Below are 21,084 nucleotides of genomic sequence, written 5' to 3'. Positions count from 1 at the left end.
CCCGAGGGGGCTCACTGAGGGTGGTCGGTTGTCAGCTGCAGCCGCTGGTCGAGCCGCAGCCCTCGCAGATGTAGCAGGAGCCGGCCCGCTGCATCTTGGTGCCGCAGGAGAAGCACAGCGGGGCGTCGGCCTGGATGCCCAGCTGCATCTCCACCAGTTCGGCGCTGGTGTGCGCCTCCCTCGGGGCGGGGGTGGCCGCGCCGGTCTCGGTCCTCGGCGTGGCGACGGCCTTCAGGTCGGTCTGCCGGGGCGCCGACTGGGCCAGGCCCTCGACGTCGACCTCCTCGTCGGCCGGCTCGTAGGAGCCGGTCTCGAGGTGGCGCTGACGCTCCTCGGCGGAGTGGATGCCGAGCGCGGAGCGCGTCTCGAAGGGCAGGAAGTCCAGCGCCAGGCGGCGGAAGATGTAGTCGACGATCGACTGCGCCATCCGCACGTCCGGGTCGTCCGTCATGCCGGCCGGCTCGAAGCGCATGTTGGTGAACTTCGAGACGTACGTCTCCAGCGGCACGCCGTACTGCAGGCCCACCGAGACGGCGATGGAGAAGGCGTCCATCATGCCCGCGAGGGTGGAGCCCTGCTTGGACATCTTCAGGAAGACCTCGCCGAGACCGTCGTCCGGGTAGGAGTTGGCGGTCATGTAGCCCTCGGCGCCGCCGACGGTGAAGGAGGTGGTGATGCCGGGGCGGCCCTTGGGCAGGCGCTTGCGGACCGGCCGGTACTCGACGACCTTCTCGACCGCGCCGCGGATCGTGTCCTCGGCCTTCTCGGCGATCTCGGTCTTCTCCTCCTCCTTCTTCTTGGCGGAGAGGGGCTGGCCGACCTTGCAGTTGTCGCGGTAGATGGCGAGCGCCTTGACGCCCAGCTTCCACGCCTCGAAGTAGATCTCCTCGACCTCCTCGACGGTCGCCGTCTCCGGCATGTTGACCGTCTTGGAGATGGCGCCGGAGATCCACGGCTGGATCGCGGCCATCATGCGGACGTGGCCCATCGGGGAGATGGCGCGCTCGCCCATGGCGCAGTCGAACACCTCGTAGTGCTCGTGCTTGAGGCCGGGGGCGTCGATCACATTGCCGTGCTCGGCGATGTGGGCGACGATCGCCTCGATCTGCTCCTCCTGGTAGCCCAGGCGGCGCAGGGCCTGCGGGACGGTGCCGTTGACGATCTGCATCGAGCCGCCGCCGACCAGCTTCTTGAACTTCACCAGCGCGAGGTCGGGCTCGACACCGGTGGTGTCGCAGGACATCGCCAGGCCGATGGTGCCGGTCGGGGCGAGGACGGACGCCTGGGAGTTACGGAAACCGTTCTTCTCGCCGAGGCGCAGCACGTCCTGCCAGGCCTCCGTGGCGGCGGCCCACACCGGGGTGTCCAGGTCGTCCATGCGGACGGCCTTGGCGTTGGCGTCCGCGTGCTGCTTCATGACGCGCAGGTGGGGCTGGGCGTTGCGGGCGTAGCCGTCGTACGGGCCGACGACCGCGGCCAGCTCGGCCGAGCGCTTGTAGGCGGTGCCGGTCATCAGGGAGGTGATGGAGCCGGCGAGCGCGCGGCCGCCGTCGGAGTCGTAGGCGTGGCCGGTGGCCATCAGCAGGGCGCCGAGGTTGGCGTAGCCGATGCCGAGCTGGCGGAAGGCGCGGGTGTTCTCGCCGATCTTCTGGGTCGGGAAGTCCGCGAAGCAGATCGAGATGTCCATCGCGGTGATGACCAGCTCGACGACCTTCTGGAAGCGCTCGACGTCGAAGGACTGGTTGCCCTTGCCGTCGTCCTTGAGGAACTTCATCAGGTTCAGCGAGGCCAGGTTGCAGGACGTGTTGTCCAGGTGCATGTACTCGCTGCAGGGGTTCGAGCCGTTGATCCGGCCGGACTCCGGGCAGGTGTGCCAGTGGTTGATCGTGTCGTCGTACTGGATGCCCGGGTCGGCGCAGGCCCAGGCGGCCTCGGCCATCTTCCGGAAGAGCGCCTTGGCGTCGACCTCCTCGATGACCTCGCCGGTCATGCGGGCCCGCAGGCCGAACTTGCCGCCCTGCTCGACCGCCTTCATGAACTGGTCGTTCACGCGGACGGAGTTGTTGGCGTTCTGGTACTGGACGGACGTGATGTCGTCGCCGCCCAGGTCCATGTCGAAGCCCGCGTCGCGCAGGGCGCGGATCTTCTCCTCCTCCTTCACCTTGGTCTCGATGAAGTCCTCCACGTCGGGGTGGTCGACGTCGAGGATGACCATCTTGGCGGCGCGACGGGTGGCGCCGCCGGACTTGATGGTGCCGGCGGAGGCGTCGGCGCCGCGCATGAAGGAGACGGGGCCGGAGGCGTTGCCGCCGGAGGAGAGCAGCTCCTTGGAGGAGCGGATGCGCGAGAGGTTCAGGCCGGCGCCGGAACCGCCCTTGAAGATCATGCCCTCTTCCTTGTACCAGTCGAGGATCGACTCCATGGAGTCGTCGACGGACAGGATGAAGCAGGCGGAGACCTGCTGGGGCTGGGGCGTGCCGACGTTGAACCAGACCGGGCTGTTGAAGCTGAAGATCTGGTGCAGGAGGGCGTAGGCCAGCTCGTGCTCGAAGATCTCGGCGTCGGCGGGCGAGGCGAAGTACTTGTGGTCCTCGCCGGCCTTCCGGTACGTCTTCACGATGCGGTCGATCAGCTGCCGGAGGCTGGTCTCGCGCTGCGGGGTGCCGACGGCACCGCGGAAGTACTTGCTGGTGACGATGTTGACCGCGTTCACCGACCAGAAGTCGGGGAACTCGACGCCACGCTGCTCGAAGTTGACCGAGCCGTCGCGCCAGTTGGTCATGACGACGTCACGGCGCTCCCAGGCCACCTCGTCGTACGGGTGTACGCCCGGAGTGGTGTGGACGCGCTCGATGTGCAGCCCCTTGTTCCCGGCCTTTCCGCCCTTGGCGCGGGAACCTCGTGTCGGACCGCTCGCCGTCTCTGTCATGCCGCCTCCCTGTACGGGCGAAAACGCCCTGAAGTGCCCTTTTGTTTCCTGGGGCACGGTGTTCTGTCCGATGCCGCGGGCTCCCCTGTCGCTGCCGCCCGCAGCCGTCTTCGATCGCCGCCGCCGGTCCGGGACCGGACGAGCCGTCCTGGACGAGCCGTACTGTCCGTCCTGTCCGGCCCGCCGGTCAGCCGGCGGCGCCCGCGGGCGCGGGAACCTCCGCCGTCCCCGCCTGTCCGCGGTCGTCCTTCCGGCCTTCCGCGACGTCCTCGTCGCCGCCGCCTCCGCCGTCCTCGTGCTCCGCGGCGGGCTCCGGTGTCCTCTCCCTCAGTTCCGCGATGGCCGCCTCGAAGTCCTCCAGCGAGTCGAACGCCCGGTAGACGGACGCGAACCGCAGGTAGGCCACGAGGTCGAGCTCCCGCAGGGGGCCGAGTATGGCCAGTCCCACGTCGTGGGCGGCCACCTCGGCGCTTCCACTGGCCCGCACCGCCTCCTCGACCCGCTGGCCGAGCAGGGCGAGCGCGTCCTCGGTGACAGGCCGCCCCTGGCACGCCTTGCGCACGCCGTTGATGACCTTGGTGCGGCTGAAGGGCTCGGTGACGCCGGACCGCTTGACCACCATGAGCGAGCAGGTCTCCACGGTCGTGAACCGGCGGGAGCAGTCAGGGCACTGGCGGCGCCTGCGGATCGACGTTCCGTCGTCCGTCGTACGGCTGTCGACCACGCGGCTGTCGGGGTGCCTGCAGAAGGGGCAGTGCATCGCTCCATCCCTCCTCACAGCAAGACTCAACAGCCTCACGGGTCACACGAGCCCCGCGAAGCAGCCCCCAGCATAGGCGATGATCGGCGGGCGAAAACCCGGGGACCACAACTTGTGGGCTGCTGTAGCCATCCAACCACTACATGTGGGGGCTTGGCTCGTACATACAGCTGATTTCCGCGCGTGTCGCGCGAGCGTCGCGGGACGGCACGGGTGTGCGCCATCGGGGCGTCTGCCCGCGCCCGCGGAAAACACGCCGGTGCGCGGCCGTACCGCCACGGCGCATGCGGAGATACCGTGGGCGCCGCACGGAGGACGCGTAGGACTCCCGGGCAGATGGGAACCGGTGCTCGGCCGGCGGCGCGCCGGATGGCAGACTGGCGCCGACCCACGAGGTCGTCACCCGGCGGTGAAGGTTACAACAATCGGCCCTTCCGCCCGCCGGAGCCGCGAGAGCCAATACACCCGGGGACATGATCGAGTCAGGCAATCTGCGGTTTTTCACTCGAACGTGTGTTTGGCGCAACCTTTCGAAAGCAACTACCGTTGTGCCGGAGGGAGACCATCGAGAGGGGCCGACGACGTGACCACCACCGCAGACAGTGCCACCATCACTGCCCAGGACCGCTCCCAGGGCCGACTCGAGCCGGTGCATGCGATGAACGAAACCGCGAACCCCGAGGGACACAAGCGTTCCCTGCCGGGCCGACCTCCAGGCATCCGGGCGGACAGCTCGGGCCTGACCGACCGGCAGCGCCGGGTGATCGAGGTCATCAGGGACTCCGTACAGCGGCGCGGCTACCCGCCGTCGATGCGGGAGATCGGCCAGGCGGTCGGACTTTCCTCCACGTCCTCGGTCGCGCACCAGCTGATGGCACTGGAGCGCAAGGGCTTCCTGCGCCGGGACCCCCACCGCCCGCGCGCCTACGAGGTCCGCGGATCCGACCAGGCCGCCACGCTGCAGCCCACGGACACCGTGGGCAAGCCGGCCGCCTCCTACGTGCCGCTGGTCGGGCGGATCGCCGCCGGTGGCCCGATCCTCGCCGAGGAGTCGGTCGAGGACGTCTTCCCCCTCCCCCGGCAGCTGGTCGGTGACGGCGAGCTGTTCGTGCTGAAGGTCGTCGGCGATTCGATGATCGAGGCCGCCATCTGCGACGGCGACTGGGTCACCGTCCGCCGCCAGCAGGTCGCGGAGAACGGTGACATCGTGGCCGCGATGATCGACGGTGAGGCCACCGTCAAGCGCTTCAAGCGGGAGGACGGCCACGTGTGGCTCCTCCCGCACAACGCCGCGTATGAACCCATTCCGGGCGACGACGCGACTATTCTCGGCAAGGTGGTGGCGGTGCTGCGGCGAGTCTGAGCACCGCCGAGCACCGCGGCGGGCGGCCGTCCGACCCGCCTCCTGATCGGGCCCCGGGACCTCTGCGCCGGTTCCGGGGCCTTGTACTGCGCGCAGCCCGTCCCGGGTGCGAACGGCTCTGTGGCGGGGACGGGCGCGGTCCGCCCTGGGCGGGGCGCGATCCCCCCCCGGGCGGGCGCGGTCACCCTTCCGGGGCCGGGTGCAGTCCTGCGCCGGCGGGGGCGCCGGCACGGGCCGGTGGGGTGCGGTCCCCTGCCAGGGCCGGGTGCAGTCCTGCGCCGGCGGGAGCGCGGTCCTGTGGCGGGGCGGGGTGGCGGTGCCGAGGGCCCCGTGGCACCCCGGCGGGTACTGCCAGGGGGCCGGGCGCCCGGCGGTGCGGCGGGGTCACTCCGCGGCGGGCCGCTCCGTCTGTCGCGCCGCCGTGTCGATGGCCGCGAGCGACCTGCGCACCTGGTTCCGGTCCGTGGTGTACCAGAAGTCCGGCAGCGAGGCCTTGAGATAGCTCCCGTACCGGGCCGTGGCCAGCCGCGGGTCCAGTACGGCGACCACGCCCCGGTCCCCCGAGGCGCGGACCAGCCGCCCGGCACCCTGGGCCATCAGCAGCGCCGCATGGGTCGCGGCCACGGCCATGAACCCGTTGCCGCCGGCGTCCTCCACGGCCTTCTGCCGGGCGCTCATCAGCGGGTCGTCGGGGCGCGGGAACGGGATCTTGTCCATGACGACCAGCTGACAGTTCGGGCCGGGGACGTCGACGCCCTGCCACAGGGACAGCGTCCCGAACAGGCAGGTCCGGGCGTCCGCCGCGAAGTTCTTGATCAGCTCGCCCAGGGTCTCCTCGCCCTGGAGCAGGATCGGGAACTCCGGGATACGGCCGCGCAGCTCCTCCGCGGCGAGCTGGGCGGCCCGCATGGAGGAGAACAGCCCCAGCGTGCGCCCGCCCGCCGCCTGGATCAGCTCGGTCAGCTCGTCGAGCATGTCCCCGCGGTCGCCGTCCCGGGCCGGCCGCGCCAGATGCTTGGCGACGTACAGGATGCCCTGCTTGCGGTAGTCGAACGGGGAACCGACGTCCACGCCCTTCCACTGCGGCACGTCCTCGCCCTCGGTGCCCTCCGGGGCGAGGCCGAGGGAGGCTCCGACGCCGTTGAAGTCCCCGCCCAGCTTGAGGGTCGCCGAGGTCAGCACGACGGAGCGGTCCGCGAAGAGCTTCTCCCGCAGCAGCCCCGACACGGACATGGGGGCGACCCGCAGGGAGGCCCCGAACCGGTCGTGGCGCTCGTACCAGACGACGTCCCACTCCGAGCCGTTGGTGATCCGCTCCGCCACGTCGTGCACGTTCTCCACGGAGGCGAGGGCCTGCTTGCGGACCGCGTCCTCGTCCTGGACGGACTTGTCCCGTGTCGAGCCGAGGGCCGAGATCACATTGCGGGCGGCGTCCCGCAGGGCGAGCAGGGCGTAACCGAGGTCCTCCGGGATCTCCTCCAGCCGGCCGGGCAGGGCGAGCTCCATCAGCCGCTCGAAGCCCTCGGCGGCGGTCTGCAACTGGTCGGCGGCCTTCTCGTTGACGAGCTTCGCGGTACGCCGCACCGCACGGTTGACCTGCCCGGGGGTCAGCTCGCCGGTGGCGACGCCGGTCACCCGGGAGACCAGCTCGTGCGCCTCGTCCACGATCAGCACCTCGTGCTGCGGCAGGACCGGCGCGCCCTCGATGGCGTCGATCGCGAGCAGCGCGTGGTTGGTGACGACGACCTCGGCGAGCTTGGCGCGCTCGCGGGCCATCTCGGCGAAGCACTCGGCGCCGTACGCGCACTTGGTCGCGCCCAGGCACTCCCGGGACGAGACCGACACCTGCGACCAGGCCCGGTCGGACACGCCGGGCGTGAGGTCGTCGCGGTCACCGGACTCCGTCCCGTCCGCCCAGTCGCGCAGCCGCAGCAGGTCCTGGCCCAGCTTGCTGGTGGGGGCGGCGGCCTCGAACTGGTCGAACAGGCCGTCCTCCTCGTCCTGCGGCACGCCCTCGTGGAGGCGGTGCAGGCACAGGTAGTTCGACCGGCCCTTGAGCATCGCGAACTCCGGGCGGCGGCGCAACAGCGGGTGCAGGGCGTCCACCGTGCGCGGCAGGTCCCGCTCGACGAGCTGGCGCTGCAGGGCGAGCGTGGCGGTCGCCACGACGACGCGCTCCCCGTGAGCGAGGGCGGGCACGAGATAGCCCAGCGACTTTCCGGTGCCGGTGCCGGCCTGGACCAGCAGGTGCGAGCCGTCGTCGATCGCGTCCGCGACGGCCTGGGCCATGGTCACCTGGCCGGGGCGCTCCGTGCCGCCGACGGCGGTGACGGCGGCATGCAGGAGTTCGGGGAGTGAGGGCTTCGTCATAGCGCGACCACCCTACGGCTCGGGACTGACAGATGGGCGTTCAAGGGGTGGATACAGGCGCTGACCTGCGCATTCGTCCGGCGCTTTCACAGCAGGTCGCGCAGGGAGCGGTCGCGGGCCATCAGCGCGGCCCGCTTGCCGGGCAGCTCGACCTCGGCGCAGAACCGGAAGCCCGCCGTCAGGAAGGCGGCGACGGACGGCGCGTTGCGCAGATCCGGCTCCGCGACGACGCGTGCGCAGGCGGGGCGCCGGTCCAGGACCAGGTCGGCGACGGCTCTGAGCAGGGTGCTGCCCACTCCCCTGCCCCGGTCGGTGACGCTGCCGACGAGGAGGTGGATGCCGGTGTCGTGCGGCCGGGCCGGGTAGTGGCGGGCCAGCGGATCGAGGTCGGCACGGTAGATCTCCCAGTAGCTCATGGGGGTGCCGTCGAGCAGTCCGAGGCAGGGGACGCTGCGTCCGTCCCCCTCCAGCTGCTCCGCCAGATGGGCCTCGGTCACGCTCCGCGGGCCGGCCAGCCGCCAGAACTCCGCGACGGCCGGATCGTTCATCCAGCGGCCGATCACCGGCAGATCGCGCTCGATCCGGACGGGGGCCAGGTGGAACGCGCCGAGGGGCGTGCGGGCGGGGCCCCAGTCCCCGACCCCGTCGAGGAGGTCGTACGCGCGCCGGGCGCCGCCCCCGCCCGGCTCCGCGAACAGCGTGCCGAACTCCGTGCGGTACTCCGCGCGGAACTCCTCGGGCAGGCGCAGGTCGAGGGTGTCCTCGCCGTCCGTGCCCCCGCCCGCGTCACCGTCGGTGTCCCCGCCCGCGTCACCGTCGGTGTCCCCGCCCGCGTCGTCGTGGCTGTCCCGGCCCGCGTCACCGGCGGCGGTGGCCACGACCGCACCCGCGGCCCTTCCCCCGGGCGCGGACGCCTCGCCGTCCGTGTCCGGGCCGGTCCTGGGCTCGGTGTCCGGGGCGGCGGGGGCCGGTGCGGTGCCTGCGACGGCGCCGGCGTCGGTGGGAGGCATGGCGCTCCTTACGGGGACGGGTCAGGCGTACAGGGGGTTGGCGATCGTGACGTAGACGGACTGGGTGTCGACCGGGCCGACGAGTTCGTCCAGGCCGTGCAGCCGGGTCAGGAGGTTGGCCTTGCAGCGCAGCACCGGCGAGTCGAGCAGGCGTTCCGGCAGCGGGGAGCGGGTGCGCGCCGGGCCGCAGGCGAGGCCGGCGAGGAAGCGCCGGAAGGCGGCCAGCAGCAGCCGTTCGTCGGCGAGGCGCTGGGAGCCGAAGGCGCCGATGAGACCGCACACGTTGTTCAGTGCGAGGTAGTAGGCGAAGCGTTCGTCCGTGACCTCGTCGGAGACGAAGGTGTCGCTGTGCTCGCCGATGCCGGGCAGCCGGGCCTGGAGTTCCGCGCGCCGCGAGGCACGGAAGTAGTAGCCCTGGTTGTCGCGGTAGCGGCCGCCCGCGGGCCAGCCGTCGGGGTCGAGCAGGAGGAGCGTGTTCTGCTGGTGCGCCTCCAGCGCGATGCCCGCCGTACCGTCCAGCCACAGCACGGGGCGTACCACCTGTTCGAGGTAGCGAAGGAACCACTCGGCCGCCACGGCCCCGAGGGGGCGCCCGGTGCGGGCGGCGAGGCGGAGGACCACGTCGGCCAGCCGCGACCGTACGGCCTGTGCGGCACCGGGTACGGCGCTCCCGGCGCCCGGCGCGGACGGCGCGGCACCGGGTGCGGAGAGTGCGGCATGCGGCCCGTCCGGCCCGTCCCGTCCCGTGTCCCGGACGTCCCGTCCCGTGTCCCGGACGGCTGCCGGGGGCCAGGGCCAGGGCCTGGGCGCCACGAGGCCGGCGACGCAGGAGACGTCGTCCCCGGGAGCGAAGGGGTTGTGCCGGATCATCACGTCCAGTCCGGGCACGGGGGTCCCGTCCGCGTCGTCCACTGCGAGCCACGCCGGGTCGCGGACGATGTCGAAGGCGGGGTGGGCGGCACGCCACTCCTGGGCGAGGCCGGCCCGCAGCAGGCGGTGCACCTCGACGCCCCGGTGCAGTTCCTTGCGGAGGTTCTCCCGGCGGGAGTTGGTGATGCGCAGGCCCAGCGACAGCTTGAGCATGGCGCGTGCGCCGGAGCGGTGCACGGTGCGCACGGAGGAGGTGGGGTGCCAGGAGGGACCGTGGGGGCCCAGGTCGCGCAGCAGTCCCTGGCCCAGCAGCGCCGCGGTGGCGGGGCGGTGGCGTACCTCGCGCAGTTGCCAGGGGTGCAGCGGCAGGGCGGCGTGTCCCTCCGGCAGTTCGAGTCCCGGTCCGGCGAGGCGGGCCGTGAGCCGGTCGGCGGGAACGGGCCGGCCGCGTTCCGTCCACGCCGAGTCCATGGCGAGCAGGGAGTGGTGGACCGCCAGCCAGTGCAGGGGGAACGAGCCCCGCAACTCGGGTGAGTAGGGCCGCAGTTCGGCCTCGGACAGCCCTTCGCGGCTCTTCGGGGCGGGATGCAGCGGGTGCCCCAGCACCAGGGCCTGCTCGGCGGAGAGGAACAGGTCCGGCCCGTCGGCGGGCCGTTCCCGCCGGTCGGCGAGGAACAGCGCGGTGCGGCGTACGGAGTCGGCGACCCGGGCGACGAGATCCACCGCGTCACCGGCGTGCCCGGCGTGCCCGGGCGGCGGTACGGACGCCGCGCCGGGCGGCGAGCCGGCGCCGGCCGGGTGGGGCGCCCGTGCGGACTCACGGGTGAGCAGGGCGGCGACCGTGACGGCGTCCACCGGCGGTGCGCCGGGCGGGGCGGTGGCCAGGCACGGCGGGCCGAAGCGGTGCCAGCCGGCCGGTGACCAGTGGCGGACGGGGGCGAGCAGGGCGGTCCCGGAGGCCGGGAGGGGAACGCGCAGGGTGCCGCCGTCGGGTGCGGCGGTGCCGGTCTCGCGCACCCAGCAGCGCAGCAGGTTCTCCACGGCGGCCGTCTCGGCGGCGGCGTGCGGATCGGGGTGGTCGAGAGGGTCCGGGTGGTCGAAAGGGTCTGGGCGGTCGAGGGGACCTGGGTGGTCGAGCGGATCCGGCTGGCCGGCGGGGTCGGGGTGCGCGGGGCGCCGGGGGTGGTCGACGTGTGCGGCATCGTCGTGGGGGCGGCCGGTGGAGGGCGCGTCCGCGCCGTACCCGGGCCCGGTGGGCGCCGGACCGGTCTGCTGCTGGGGGAACGTCCCGGCCGCGGCGGTGACAGGGGCGGGGCCGGCGGGCCGTGCGGGGATGGCGTTCAAGGCGGTTCCTCAGGGTGGGAAGGCGGTTCCTCAGGGTGGGAAGGCGGTTCCTCGGGGCGGGAAGGCGGTTCCTCGGGGCGGGAAGGCGGTTCCTCGGGGTGGTGGAGCAGGCACGGGCCGATGCCGGCGCGGACGGCGGCCGGCCTACTCCGGCGGCTCCGCACGCCCGGGTCCCCGCGGCCCCGGCTGGCTGCGGGCGGCCGCCCCCACCGCCTCGGCCAGCCGGTCGAGCACCGCCGCCGCCTGCTCGTCGCTGATCGTGAGCGGCGGCAGCAGCCGTACGACGCTGCCGCCGCGGCCCCCGAGTTCCACGATGAGACCGCGGTGCAGGCACTCCCGCTGTACGGCCGCGGCCAGTGCGGGGGCGGCGGGCCGGGCGCCGCACGGCCCCTGCGCGCCGTCCGGGTCCACGAACTCCAGGCCGATCATCAGCCCGCGTCCTCGTACCTCCCCCACGCAGGGGTACGTCCTCTCGAGTTCGCTCAGCCGGGACAGCATGCGCGAGCCCAGTTCCGCCGCGCGCTCGGCCAGGCGGTTCTCCCGGACGTGGGCCAGGGTGGCGGTGCCCGCGGCCATGGCGAGCTGGTTGCCGCGGAAGGTACCGGCGTGCGCGCCGGGTCCCCAGACGTCGAGGTCCTCGTGGTAGACCACGACGGCCAGCGGCAGACTGCCGCCGATGGCCTTGGACAGCACCATGACGTCGGGGGTCACCCCGCTGTGGTCCACCGCCCAGAAGGCGCCGGTGCGGCCGACGCCGGTCTGGATCTCGTCGGCGATCAGCGGCACGGACCGGTCGGCGGTGATCCGCCGCATGCGCCGCATCCAGGCGTCGGGCGCGGGAAGCACCCCGCCCTCGCCCTGCACCGGCTCCACGATCACCCCGGCGGGCAGCGGCACCCCCGACTTGGGGTCGTCCAGGACGGACTCGGTCCAGCGGGCGGCGAGTTCGGCGCCCTCGGTGCCGCCGACGCCGAACGGGCAGCGGTAGTCCTGCGGGTAGGGCAGGCGTGCGACCCGGACGTCGGGTGCGTGTCCGGAGGCGGCGCGGGCGCCCGCGGTCATCCCGTGGTAGGCGCCCGCGAAGGCCACGATCGGGTCGCGGCCCGTCACGGCGCGGACGAGGGTGAACGCGGCCTCCACCGCGTCGGCTCCCGCGGGACCGCAGAACTGCACGCGCGCGTGGCCGGCCAGTCCGGGCGGCAGGGTGCGGAACAGCTCGGTGACGAAGGCGTCCTTCACGGGCGTGGCGAGATCGAGGGCCTGCAGGGGCGCGCCCGAGTCGAGTACTCCGCGGATGGCCTCCAGCACGACGGGGTGGTTGTGGCCGAGGGCGAGAGCGCCGGCGCCGGAGAGGCAGTCGAGGTAACGGCGGCCGTCGGCGCCCTCGATGGTGAGCCCGCGGGCCCGGACGGGCACGATCGGCAGGGCGCGCGCGTAGGTGCGCGCCGCCGACTCGCGCGCCGACTGGCGCCGCAGGATTCCCTCGTGCGCGGCGCGCGCCCCGGTGGACGCGCCGGCTTCAGGCGCGGACTCCGTCACGGTCACGGCTCCTTGTACCTCCCACATTCCCAGGGCTCCCGGAGGCGCCGGCCCCTGCCGTCACCGGGTGCCCGGCCTGCCGCCGCGGGGGCCGTACGGCCGCCGTCGGCGCGGGGCACCCGTACGCGGACAGCGGACCCCCCACCGCTACAACCGCGGATCGGGCACGGAGTTACGGGTTGCCTCAAGATCCTTGCCGTGACGGAACCGTTGCCTTTCCGTCGGCGGTCCCCCACAGCGACCGCATACTGTGTGATGCCGTTCCGCACGCCGTGCCGCGCGCCCGAACTCGCCCCGGCGACCGGGCGCGTACCCGGCGGTCACCCGCAAGTCCGTTCACATCAGGGGGAGTCAGACCATGCGACCCATACGCCCGTCCTTCACCGCCCGCCGAGGGAGGGGCAGCCGCCGCACCACCTCCCCCGTGCCGGCCGCCGTCGCGCTGGTCTCGGTGCTGGCGCTCACCGCCACCGGCTGCAACTCGGGTGAGGACAAGGCGGACGGGCCGTCCTCGTCCGCGAGCGCGGGCTCGGACGGCACCGGCGACGGAAAGATCAAGATTCCGGACGACCTCAGGCAGCGGCTGAAGGAACACGGGATCGACATCGACAAGTGGAAGGACGGCGCCTGGAAGAACTGGGACAAGGACGACTGGCTGCGCGAGGCCAACGACTTCATCAACCCGATCATCCAGGGCCTGTGGGACCCCGACCGGATGCGCGGGGCGGAGGACCCGGACCGGGGTGTCGACACCAACGACCTCTCCGGTGACCAGGGGGTCACCGACCCGACGCCGGCCCCGGTCAGGGCGGCGGCGGTGGCTCCGGCGTACCACACCAACGCGGCGACGGCGGGCAAGGTGTTCTTCGACGCCCCCGAGGGCACGATGGTCTGCTCGGCGACCGTCGTGGCGGACCCGGCCCACCCGGGCAAGTCCAACCTGGTGTGGACGGCGGGCCACTGCGTGCACGCGGGCAAGAAGGGCGGCTGGTACCGCAACATCGCCTTCGTGCCGTCGTACAACGACGCCGGTCTCGGCACCAAGCAGCTGCAGAGCGCCGCCAGGGAGCAGGTCGCGCCCTACGGCGTGTGGTGGGGCACCTGGGCGCAGACCTCCGAGCAGTGGATCGAGCAGGGCGGCTCCACCGGCGGGCAGGGCGCGAGCTACGACTTCGCCGTCATCCATGTGACGCCGGAGAAGGGCGGCAGCGGCAAGTCGCTGGAGGAGACGGTGGGCGCGGCGCTGCCGGTGAACTTCGACGCCCCGGCGGTGCCCAAGGTGCAGAGCGTCACCGCGATCGGCTACCCGGCCGCGCCGCCGTACGACGGCCGGCTGCTGTACCAGTGCCAGGACAAGCCCGGCCGGCTGTCCCTGAACGCCTCGGACCCCACGATGTACCGCATCGGGTGCACCATGACCGGCGGTTCCTCCGGCGGCGGCTGGATCGGGAGGGGCGCGGACGGCAAGCCCGCCCTGGTGTCCAACACCTCGATCGGCCCGGTGACGGCGGGCTGGCTGGCGGGCCCCCGGCTGGGCCCGGTGGCCAAGGGGGTCTACGACTCGGTCAGCAGGAAGTTCGCCGGTCAGTAGCCGGTTCCGGCCGACGGACCCGTCAGGCGGCCGGCGGACCCGTCAGGCGGCCGGCGGGCGTACCCGACGGCCGCCGGGTACGCGGAAAGGCCCACCCCGCGCGATGCGGGGGCGGGCCTTCGTGCTTGCCGGCCGCGGGTTGTCGCGCGGCCGGTCAGAGGGCCGGAGCCGGTACGTACGGCGCCAGGTCCGCCGCCAGTTCCTCGTGCACCCGGGCCTTGAGCAGGGTGCCCTCCGCGGTGTGCTCCTCGGAGATCACCTCGCCCTCGGTGTGCGCACGGGCGACCAGCTTGCCGTGGGTGTAGGGCACGAGCGCCTCGATCTCCACGGACGGCCGCGGCAGCTCCTCGTCGATGAGCGCGAGCAGCTCGGGGATGCCCCGGCCGGTGCGGGCCGAGACGGCGATGGAGTGCTTCTCCACCCGCAGCAGCCGCTGGAGCACCAGCGGGTCGGCCGCGTCCGCCTTGTTGATCACGACGATCTCGGGCACGTCGGTGGCGCCGACGTCCCTGATCACCTCGCGCACGGCGGCCAGCTGCTCCTCCGGGTCCGGGTGCGAGCCGTCCACCACGTGCAGGATCAGGTCGGAGTCGCCGACCTCCTCCATGGTGGAGCGGAACGCCTCGACCAGGTGGTGCGGCAGGTGCCGGACGAACCCGACGGTGTCGGCCAGCGTGTACAGCCGCCCGCTCGGGGTCTCCGCCCGGCGCACGGTCGGGTCCAGGGTCGCGAACAGCGCGTTCTCGACCAGGACGCCCGCGCCGGTGAGGCGGTTGAGCAGGGAGGACTTGCCGGCGTTGGTGTAGCCGGCGATGGCGACGGAGGGCACCTTGTTGCGGCGCCGCTCCTGGCGCTTGATCTCGCGGCCGGTCTTCATCTCCGCGATCTCCCGGCGCATCTTCGCCATCTTCTCGCGGATCCGCCGCCGGTCCGTCTCGATCTTGGTCTCACCGGGGCCGCGGGTGGCGAGGCCGCCGCTGCCGCCGCCCATCTGCCGGGACAGCGACTGGCCCCAGCCGCGGAGCCTGGGCAGCATGTACTGCATCTGGGCGAGGGCGACCTGCGCCTTGCCCTCCCGGGACTTGGCGTGCTGGGCGAAGATGTCCAGGATCAGGGCCGTACGGTCGATGACCTTGACCTTGACGACGTCCTCGAGGTGGATCAGCTGGCCCGGGCTCAGCTCACCGTCGCAGATGACGGTGTCCGCGCCCGTCTCCAGGACGATGTCGCGCAGCTCGTCGGCCTTGCCCGAACCGATGTAGGTGGCGGCGTCCGGCTTGTCGCGGCGCTGGATCACACCGTCCAGCACCCGCGCGCCCGCGGTCTCCGCGAGGGCGGCGAGCTCGGCCAGGGAGTTCTCGGCGTCCCGCACGGTCCCCGAGGTCCAGACGCCGACGAGCACCACCCGCTCCAGCCGGAGCTGCCGGTACTCGACCTCGGTGACGTCCTCGAGCTCGGTGGACAGGCCCGCGACGCGGCGCAGAGCCGCGCGCTCGGAACGGTCGAACTGCTCGCCGTCCCGGTCCGTGTCGATCTCGTGGCTCCAGGCGACGTCCTCTTCCATCAGGGCATCGGCCCGAAGTCCTTCGGGGTACGTGTGCGCGAGGCGCTTGGTCGCCTGGGACGCCTGGGAAGAGGAAGAAGAGGAGGTCATTGGGTCCTTACGTCGTTGGAACACTCATGTGCGGCGTGGGAGCCGCGGCGGCGCCTCCGAGGAGGCCCGGCCGCCGTCCGGCGGCCTTTCCGTCACTGTCCACAACGCACGGGTGCCCCGGGGGATTCCCGTACGCCGTGCCGCGCCGACCGGACGATGGTCCCACGGCACGGCACGCTGCGTCACGGTGTTATTCGGGGGCGCCGCCGTCCGGGGGTGCCGTGGCCCGCGGGTGCCGTCGTCCGGGAGTGCCGCGGCCGGTCACTTCTTGGCCGTCCTCGGCCGCTCGGGCTTCCAGTCCGGGTGGCCGGGCATCGGCGGGGTCTTCTCGCCGTACAGCCAGGCCTTGAAGAAGGAGGTCAGGTCGCGTCCGGCGAAGTCGGAGGCCAGGCGCTCGAAGTCGGCCGTGGTGGCCGTGGAGTCCCGGTGGGCGCTCACCCAGGCGCGTTCCAGCCGCTCGAAGGCGGGCACGCCGATCTCCTGGCGCAGCGCGTACAGGACGAGCGCGGCGCCGTCGTAGACGTTGGAGCGGAAGATGCCGATCTTCTGGCCGGGCTTCGCCGGCTTCGGGAGCGCGGGCGGCCCGCCGGCGGCGCGCCAGCCGTCGGAGGAGGCGTAGGCGGCCTTCATCCGGGACTCCATCGACTGGTGCGCCTTCTCCTGCGCGTACAGCGCCTCGTACCAGGTGGCGTGCCCTTCGTTGAGCCACAGGTCGGACCAGGAGCGCGGGCTGACGCTGTCGCCGAACCACTGGTGGGCCAGCTCGTGCACCATCACCGACTCCACGTACCACTTCGGGTAGGCCGACCGGGTGAACAGGTCCTTCTCGAACAGGGAGAGGGTCTGCGTCTCCAGTTCGAAGCCGGTGGTGGCGGAGGCCATGAGCACGCCGTAGGTCTCGAACGGGTAGCCGCCGACCTTGCTCTCCATCCAGGCGATCTGGCCGGGTGTCCTGGCCAGCCACGGCTCGAGCGTCTTGCGGTCCTCGGTGGGCACGACGTCGCGCACGGGCAGGCCGTGCGGGCCGGCGCGGTGCAGCACGGTGGAGCGGCCGACCGACACCTGGGCGAGCTCGGTGGCCATGGGGTGCTGGGTGCGGTACGTCCAGGTGGTGGCGCCGGCGGCGCGCCGGGTGCCCTGGGGCAGTCCGTTGGCGACGGCCGTGTAGCCGTCGGGGGCGGTGACGCGGATGGTGAACATCGCCTTGTCGGAGGGATGGTCGTTGCACGGGAACACCAGGTGGGCGGCGTCGGCCTGGTTGGCCAGGGCGAGCCCGTCCGCGGTGCGCACCCAGCCGCCGTCGCGGCCCTTGGCCGCCACGGGATCGCTGGTGTGGCGCACGGTGATGCGGGTCCAGCGGTACTCGGGCAGCGGTGTGCGCGGGGTGATCACGAGGTCCTCGCCGGCGCCCGCGAACGTGGCCGGCTCGCCGTCGACCGTGACGGAGTCGACCCTGCCGTGCGCGAAGTCGAGGTTCACCCGCTCCAGTGCCTCGGTCGTCCAGGCGTCGATCGTGGTGACGGCCTGCAGGGGCTTGCGGTTGTCCCCCTGGTAGGTGAAGGACAGGTCGTACGACGACACGTCGTACCCCGGGTTGCCCAGGTGGGGGAAGAGCCGGTCGCCGACGCCCAGCGGGGCGGGCGGGGCGCTCGCCGCGACCAGGCAGGCGCAGAGGGCGGAGGCGGCCGAGGCGAGGAGGGCCGTCCTCGGCCGGCGGGGCACACGCGTACGAACACGGGAAGCGGGGGGAAGCGGCATGCCCCACCGCTACCAGCGCGCGTGCCCACCACGGCGGCGGCGCGCGACCGTCCCACCCGAACGGGTTCCCGCGCGGCACGCCGGAGGAGCGCGCGGGGACGGTGTGCGCCCCGGCGCGCGCGGCTCAGGCGCCCGGAGGCTGGGGCTGGGTGCGGCTCACGTCGTAGACGCCGGGGACGTTGCGCATGGCGCGCATGAGGGCGGGGAGGCCGGCGGCGTCGGGGAGCTGGAGTGTATAGGTGTGGCGGACCCGCTGCTGGGTCGGCGGGGCCACGGTCGCCGAGACGATCTCGACGCCCTGGAGGGCGATCGCCTCGGTGAGATCGGCCAGCAGATGGGGGCGGCCGAACGATTCGGCGAGCAGCGTGACCCGGCACGCGGTGGTGTCGCCCCAGCGCACGGCGATCGGTGCGCGCCCCGCGCTGGTCATCCGGGTGACGGCGGCGCACTCGACACGGTGCACGGTCACCATTCCGCCGCGCACGGCGAAGCCGGTGACCTCGTCGGGCGGCACGGGAGTACAACAGCCCGCGAGCCGTGCGGCCGTGCGCGGCCGGTCGACGACCACGACGCTCGCCCTGTCGGGCCGGGGCCACCGGGTGTCCGCCGCGGCGCCTTCCGCGCTGGGGGCGGGGCCGGGGGTGGTGGCGGCCGCGCTCGCGGTGTTCGAGCCGGTGGTGGTCGAGGCAGTGGGGCCGGTGGTGGTCGAGGCAGTGGGGCCGGTGGTGCCGGTGGGGCCGGGGCCGGCCGGGTCCGCGGCGGTCCGCGGGGTGGCGCCCGCCGTGCCGCTGACCACGCCCACGGCTTCCGCCCGGTCCGCCGAGTCCACCGGGCCCGGCCCGCCCGCCGCGCCCGCCCGGTCCGCCGGGGCCGCCGGGGCCGTCACGGCCGCGGGCTCCGCACGGCCGGTCCCCTCCCCCGGACGCGACCGGCCCGGCCGGTCCGCCGGGTCTCCCGGGGCGGAGGTCGCGCCGGCCCCGGCCGTGCCCGGCGCCGTGCCGGGCCCCGCGGCCGATCCGTCCGTCGCGCCCGTCGCGCCGGGCGCCTCGGGCGCCGGGGTCCCCGGTGCCGGCTGGGCGGCCAGGCGGCGCTGGATGGCGATGCGCGCGGCCGGGGTGTGGGCGTGCTCGAGCCATTCCCGGGAGGGCTCGGAGGCGGGGTCCTGCCCCATGAGGAGCTGGACCGAGTCCCCGTCCCGCAGGACCGTGCTCAGCGTCGCCAGCCGGCCGTTGACCCGGGCGCCGATGCAGGCGTGCGCGTCCTCGCCGTACTGGGCGTACGCGGCGTCCACGCAGGTGGCGCCCTCGGGCAGGCCGATGGTCCCGCCGTCGGGCCGGTAGACGGTGATCTCCCGGTCCTGGGCGAGGTCCTCGCGCAGCGTGGACCAGAACGTGTCGGGGTCGGGCGCCGCCCGCTGCCAGTCGAGGAGGCGGGAGAGCCAGCCGGGCCGGGTGGGGTCCACGCGCTCCCCGTCGCCGGCCGCGGACTGCTCCTCGGCGGGCGCGGCGTAGGGGTTGCCGAGCGCGACGACGCCGGCCTCCGCGACCTTGTGCATCTGGTGGGTGCGGATGAGCACCTCGACCATCTGGCCGTCCTCGCGGACGACGGCGGTGTGCAGCGACTGGTAGAGGTTGAACTTGGGTACGGCGATGAAGTCCTTGAACTCCGAGACGACCGGTGTCATGCACGTGTGCAGCTCGCCCAGCACGCCGTAGCAGTCGGCGTCCTCGTGGACGAGGACCAGCAGCCGGCCGAAGTCGCAGCCGCGCAGCCGGCCCCGCTTGCGGGCGACGCGGTGCACGGAGACGAAGTGCCGGGGTCTGATGAGCACTTCGGCGGTGATGTCCGCCTCGCGGAGCACCCCGCGGACCTGTTCGGCCACCTCGGCCAGCGGGTCGTTGGCCCGGGCGGTGTTCTCGGCGATCAGCTCGCGCGTGTGCGCGTACTCCTCCGGGTGCAGGATCGCGAAGACGAGATCCTCGAGCTCGGTCTTGAGCGCCTGCACACCGAGCCGCTCGGCGAGCGGGATGAGCACGTCCCGGGTCACCTTGGCGATCCGGGCCTGCTTCTCCGGGCGCATCACGCCGAGGGTGCGCATGTTGTGCAGCCGGTCGGCGAGTTTGATCGACATCACCCGCACGTCGTTGCCGGTGGCGACGAGCATCTTGCGGAAGGTCTCGGGTTCGGCGGCGGCCCCGTAGTCGACCTTCTCCAGTTTGGTGACGCCGTCGACGAGGTAGCGGACCTCCTCGCCGAACTCCTCACGGACCTGATCGAGCGTCACATCGGTGTCCTCGACCGTGTCGTGCAGCAGCGACGCCGTCAACGTCGTGGTCTCGGCGCCGAGTTCGGCGAGGATGAGGGTCACTGCGAGGGGGTGCGTGATGTACGGCTCGCCGCTCTTGCGCATCTGGCCGCGGTGCGAGGACTCGGCCAGCACGTAGGCGCGGCGCAGGGGTTCGAGGTCGGCGTCGGGGAAGTGGGCGCGGTGCGCCTCCGCCACGTGGCCGATGGCGTCGGGCAGCCGGTCGCGGGCGGCGGGGCCGAGCAGCGCGGCGCGGCCCAGGCGGCGCAGGTCGATCCGTGGGCGGGCCCTCCTGCGGGCCGGCGCGGGCGCCGCCGGTCCCGGGGCCGCGGGATTCGTGGCATCCGCACTCATGGGCACCTCCGGCTGCGTGGACCGGCGGACGGGGTGCCCCAGGGCGTACGCGGCTCAGGGGTTGGCGTCGGATCCCCCGTCCGGGCCGGTGCTTGATGCTACCGAGCCCAGCGCGTCCGGCAGACCGCCTCTCGGAGAGCGTGAAACGGATCACCCAATCGAGCGATGGCCTCGGAGGTTTACGGTTTCCGGCCATCTGACGGGCGGTCGGCCGTGGACCCACGGCCGCACCCCGCCCGCGGACCTGTATGTCCCAGGAGCGCACCGGCTCCTCGGACCGAGGAGCCGGCCGGGCGGCACGTCAGGCGACGGCGTTTTCCAGCCATCGCGCGTCGATCTCCCCCTCGGCGACGATCACCGCGGGGCCGGTCATCTCGATCTCGCCGTCCGGCCGCTCGGTGATCACGAGCCTGCCGCCCGGCACGTCCACCGTGTACGTCACCGGCGTCCCGGTGACGGCCGGGTCGGCGCCGTCGCGGCGGGCCGCCGCCACCGCGACGGCGCACGCGCCGGTGCCGCAGGAGCGGGTCTCCCCGGAGCCGCGCTCGTGGACGCGCATGGCGACGTGGCGGGGGCCGCGGTCGGCGACGAACTCCACGTTCACGCCGTCCGGGTAGGCGGCGGCCGGGCTGAACGGGGGCGCGGAGAGCAGGTCGCCGGCGTGCGCGAGGTCGTCGACGAAGGCGACCGCGTGCGGATTGCCCATGTTCACGTTGCGGGCGGGCCAGGTGCGCGCGCCCACGCTCACGGTGACCTCGCCCTCGGGCAGCCGGGCCCGGCCCATGCCGACGGTGATGTCACCGGCGCCGCCCGCGGACGACGGCTTGGCCAGGTGGACGGCCTTGACTCCGCCGCGCGTGGCGATCGCCAGGTCGCCCTCCGTCACGTGCCCGGCGTGCTGGAGGTAGCGTGCGAAGACCCGCACGCCGTTGCCGCACATCTCGGCGACCGACCCGTCGGCGTTGCGGTAGTCCATGAACCACTCGGCCTCGGCCGCCATCTCCCGCGCCTCGGGGTGCGCGGCCGACCGTACGACGTGCAGCACGCCGTCCCCGCCGATGCCGGCGCGGCGGTCGCACAGGGCGGCGACCGCGGCGGGCGGCAGATCGACGGCGTTCTCCGGGTCCGGGACGATCACGAAGTCGTTCTCCGTGCCGTGGCCCTTGAGGAAGGGGATGCGCGTGCTCATGCCTCGATCGTACGGGCTGGGCCGGGCGGCGGACGGCGCCGGACTCCC

The 21,084-nt window shown here is 73.3% G+C and carries 12 protein-coding genes; 2 read left to right on the top strand and 10 right to left on the bottom strand.

Annotated features, from left to right (window positions below; translation table 11 throughout):
- Nucleotides 1-31: 31 nt before the first annotated feature.
- Both ACI2LW_RS15385 and nrdR read right to left on the bottom strand, forming a co-directional pair.
- A complete protein-coding gene (locus ACI2LW_RS15385) occupies nt 32-2,929 on the bottom strand; it encodes a vitamin B12-dependent ribonucleotide reductase (RefSeq protein WP_404731681.1) in 2,898 nt (965 codons plus the stop codon).
- Nucleotides 2,930-3,116: 187 nt separating this feature from the next.
- Nucleotides 3,117-3,689: a transcriptional regulator NrdR gene (gene nrdR, locus ACI2LW_RS15380; protein ID WP_404731680.1), complete on the bottom strand. Its 573-nt coding sequence runs from the start codon at nt 3,687-3,689 to the stop codon at nt 3,117-3,119.
- Nucleotides 3,690-4,272: 583 nt separating this feature from the next.
- On the opposite strand from nrdR, the gene lexA reads away from it, so the two are divergent.
- Nucleotides 4,273-5,052: a transcriptional repressor LexA gene (gene lexA / locus ACI2LW_RS15375; protein WP_404731679.1), complete on the top strand. Its 780-nt coding sequence runs from the start codon at nt 4,273-4,275 to the stop codon at nt 5,050-5,052.
- Nucleotides 5,053-5,436: 384 nt separating this feature from the next.
- On the opposite strand, the gene ACI2LW_RS15370 is transcribed toward lexA, so the two are convergent.
- The 4 genes from ACI2LW_RS15370 to ACI2LW_RS15355 form a co-directional block, all read right to left on the bottom strand.
- Nucleotides 5,437-7,422, bottom strand: coding sequence for an ATP-dependent DNA helicase (locus tag ACI2LW_RS15370; RefSeq protein WP_404731678.1), 1,986 nt, complete (start codon nt 7,420-7,422; stop codon nt 5,437-5,439).
- An 86-nt stretch (nt 7,423-7,508) separates the two neighbouring features.
- On the bottom strand, nt 7,509-8,432 hold the full coding sequence (locus ACI2LW_RS15365) for a GNAT family N-acetyltransferase (protein WP_404731677.1): 924 nt from the start codon (nt 8,430-8,432) through the stop codon (nt 7,509-7,511).
- A gap of 21 nt (nt 8,433-8,453) precedes the next feature.
- Nucleotides 8,454-10,637, bottom strand: a complete 2,184-nt coding sequence (locus tag ACI2LW_RS15360) for an IucA/IucC family protein (protein ID WP_404731772.1) — start codon at nt 10,635-10,637, stop codon at nt 8,454-8,456.
- Nucleotides 10,638-10,790: 153 nt separating this feature from the next.
- Nucleotides 10,791-12,191 (bottom strand): diaminobutyrate--2-oxoglutarate transaminase family protein, encoded by a 1,401-nt coding sequence (locus ACI2LW_RS15355; protein ID WP_404731676.1) that lies wholly within the window; start codon nt 12,189-12,191, stop codon nt 10,791-10,793.
- Between the two features lie 352 nt (nt 12,192-12,543).
- Between ACI2LW_RS15355 and ACI2LW_RS15350 the strand changes: the two genes are divergently transcribed.
- Entirely contained in the window at nt 12,544-13,776 is a 1,233-nt protein-coding gene (locus ACI2LW_RS15350) for a trypsin-like serine peptidase (protein ID WP_404731675.1), read from the top strand.
- Nucleotides 13,777-13,930: 154 nt separating this feature from the next.
- Here the strand turns inward: ACI2LW_RS15350 and hflX are convergent, their stop codons facing one another.
- The 4 genes from hflX to dapF all read right to left on the bottom strand — a co-directional run bounded on the left by hflX (nt 13,931) and on the right by dapF (nt 21,036).
- A complete protein-coding gene (gene hflX / locus ACI2LW_RS15345) occupies nt 13,931-15,430 on the bottom strand; it encodes a GTPase HflX (protein ID WP_404731674.1) in 1,500 nt (499 codons plus the stop codon).
- Nucleotides 15,431-15,691: 261 nt separating this feature from the next.
- Nucleotides 15,692-17,188: a M1 family metallopeptidase gene (locus ACI2LW_RS15340; protein ID WP_404731673.1), complete on the bottom strand. Its 1,497-nt coding sequence runs from the start codon at nt 17,186-17,188 to the stop codon at nt 15,692-15,694.
- Nucleotides 17,189-17,312: 124 nt separating this feature from the next.
- On the bottom strand, nt 17,313-19,847 hold the full coding sequence (locus ACI2LW_RS15335; protein ID WP_404731672.1) for an HD domain-containing protein: 2,535 nt from the start codon (nt 19,845-19,847) through the stop codon (nt 17,313-17,315).
- Between the two features lie 301 nt (nt 19,848-20,148).
- Entirely contained in the window at nt 20,149-21,036 is an 888-nt protein-coding gene (gene dapF, locus ACI2LW_RS15330; RefSeq protein WP_404731671.1) for a diaminopimelate epimerase, read from the bottom strand.
- Between the last annotated feature and the right edge of the window lie 48 nt (nt 21,037-21,084).

The organism is Streptomyces sp. NPDC004065, assembly GCF_044903565.1.
Classification (GTDB): Bacteria; Actinomycetota; Actinomycetes; order Streptomycetales; family Streptomycetaceae; genus Streptomyces.
The sequence above is the reverse complement of the archived record's forward strand: the minus strand, read 5'-3'. Positions and strand labels throughout refer to the sequence as shown.

Bases quoted from the DNA above. Each gene is read 5' to 3' on its own strand.
- ACI2LW_RS15385 (WP_404731681.1), bottom strand. From the start codon at position 2,929: ATGACAGAGACGGCGAGCGGTCCGACACGAGGTTCCCGCGCCAAGGGC.
- nrdR (WP_404731680.1), bottom strand. From the start codon at position 3,689: ATGCACTGCCCCTTCTGCAGGCACCCCGACAGCCGCGTGGTCGACAGC.
- ACI2LW_RS15370 (WP_404731678.1), bottom strand. From the start codon at position 7,422: ATGACGAAGCCCTCACTCCCCGAACTCCTGCATGCCGCCGTCACCGCC.
- ACI2LW_RS15365 (WP_404731677.1), bottom strand. From the start codon at position 8,432: ATGCCTCCCACCGACGCCGGCGCCGTCGCAGGCACCGCACCGGCCCCC.
- ACI2LW_RS15350 (WP_404731675.1), top strand. From the start codon at position 12,544: ATGCGACCCATACGCCCGTCCTTCACCGCCCGCCGAGGGAGGGGCAGC.
- hflX (WP_404731674.1), bottom strand. From the start codon at position 15,430: ATGACCTCCTCTTCTTCCTCTTCCCAGGCGTCCCAGGCGACCAAGCGC.
- ACI2LW_RS15340 (WP_404731673.1), bottom strand. From the start codon at position 17,188: ATGCCGCTTCCCCCCGCTTCCCGTGTTCGTACGCGTGTGCCCCGCCGG.
- ACI2LW_RS15335 (WP_404731672.1), bottom strand. From the start codon at position 19,847: ATGAGTGCGGATGCCACGAATCCCGCGGCCCCGGGACCGGCGGCGCCC.
- dapF (WP_404731671.1), bottom strand. From the start codon at position 21,036: ATGAGCACGCGCATCCCCTTCCTCAAGGGCCACGGCACGGAGAACGAC.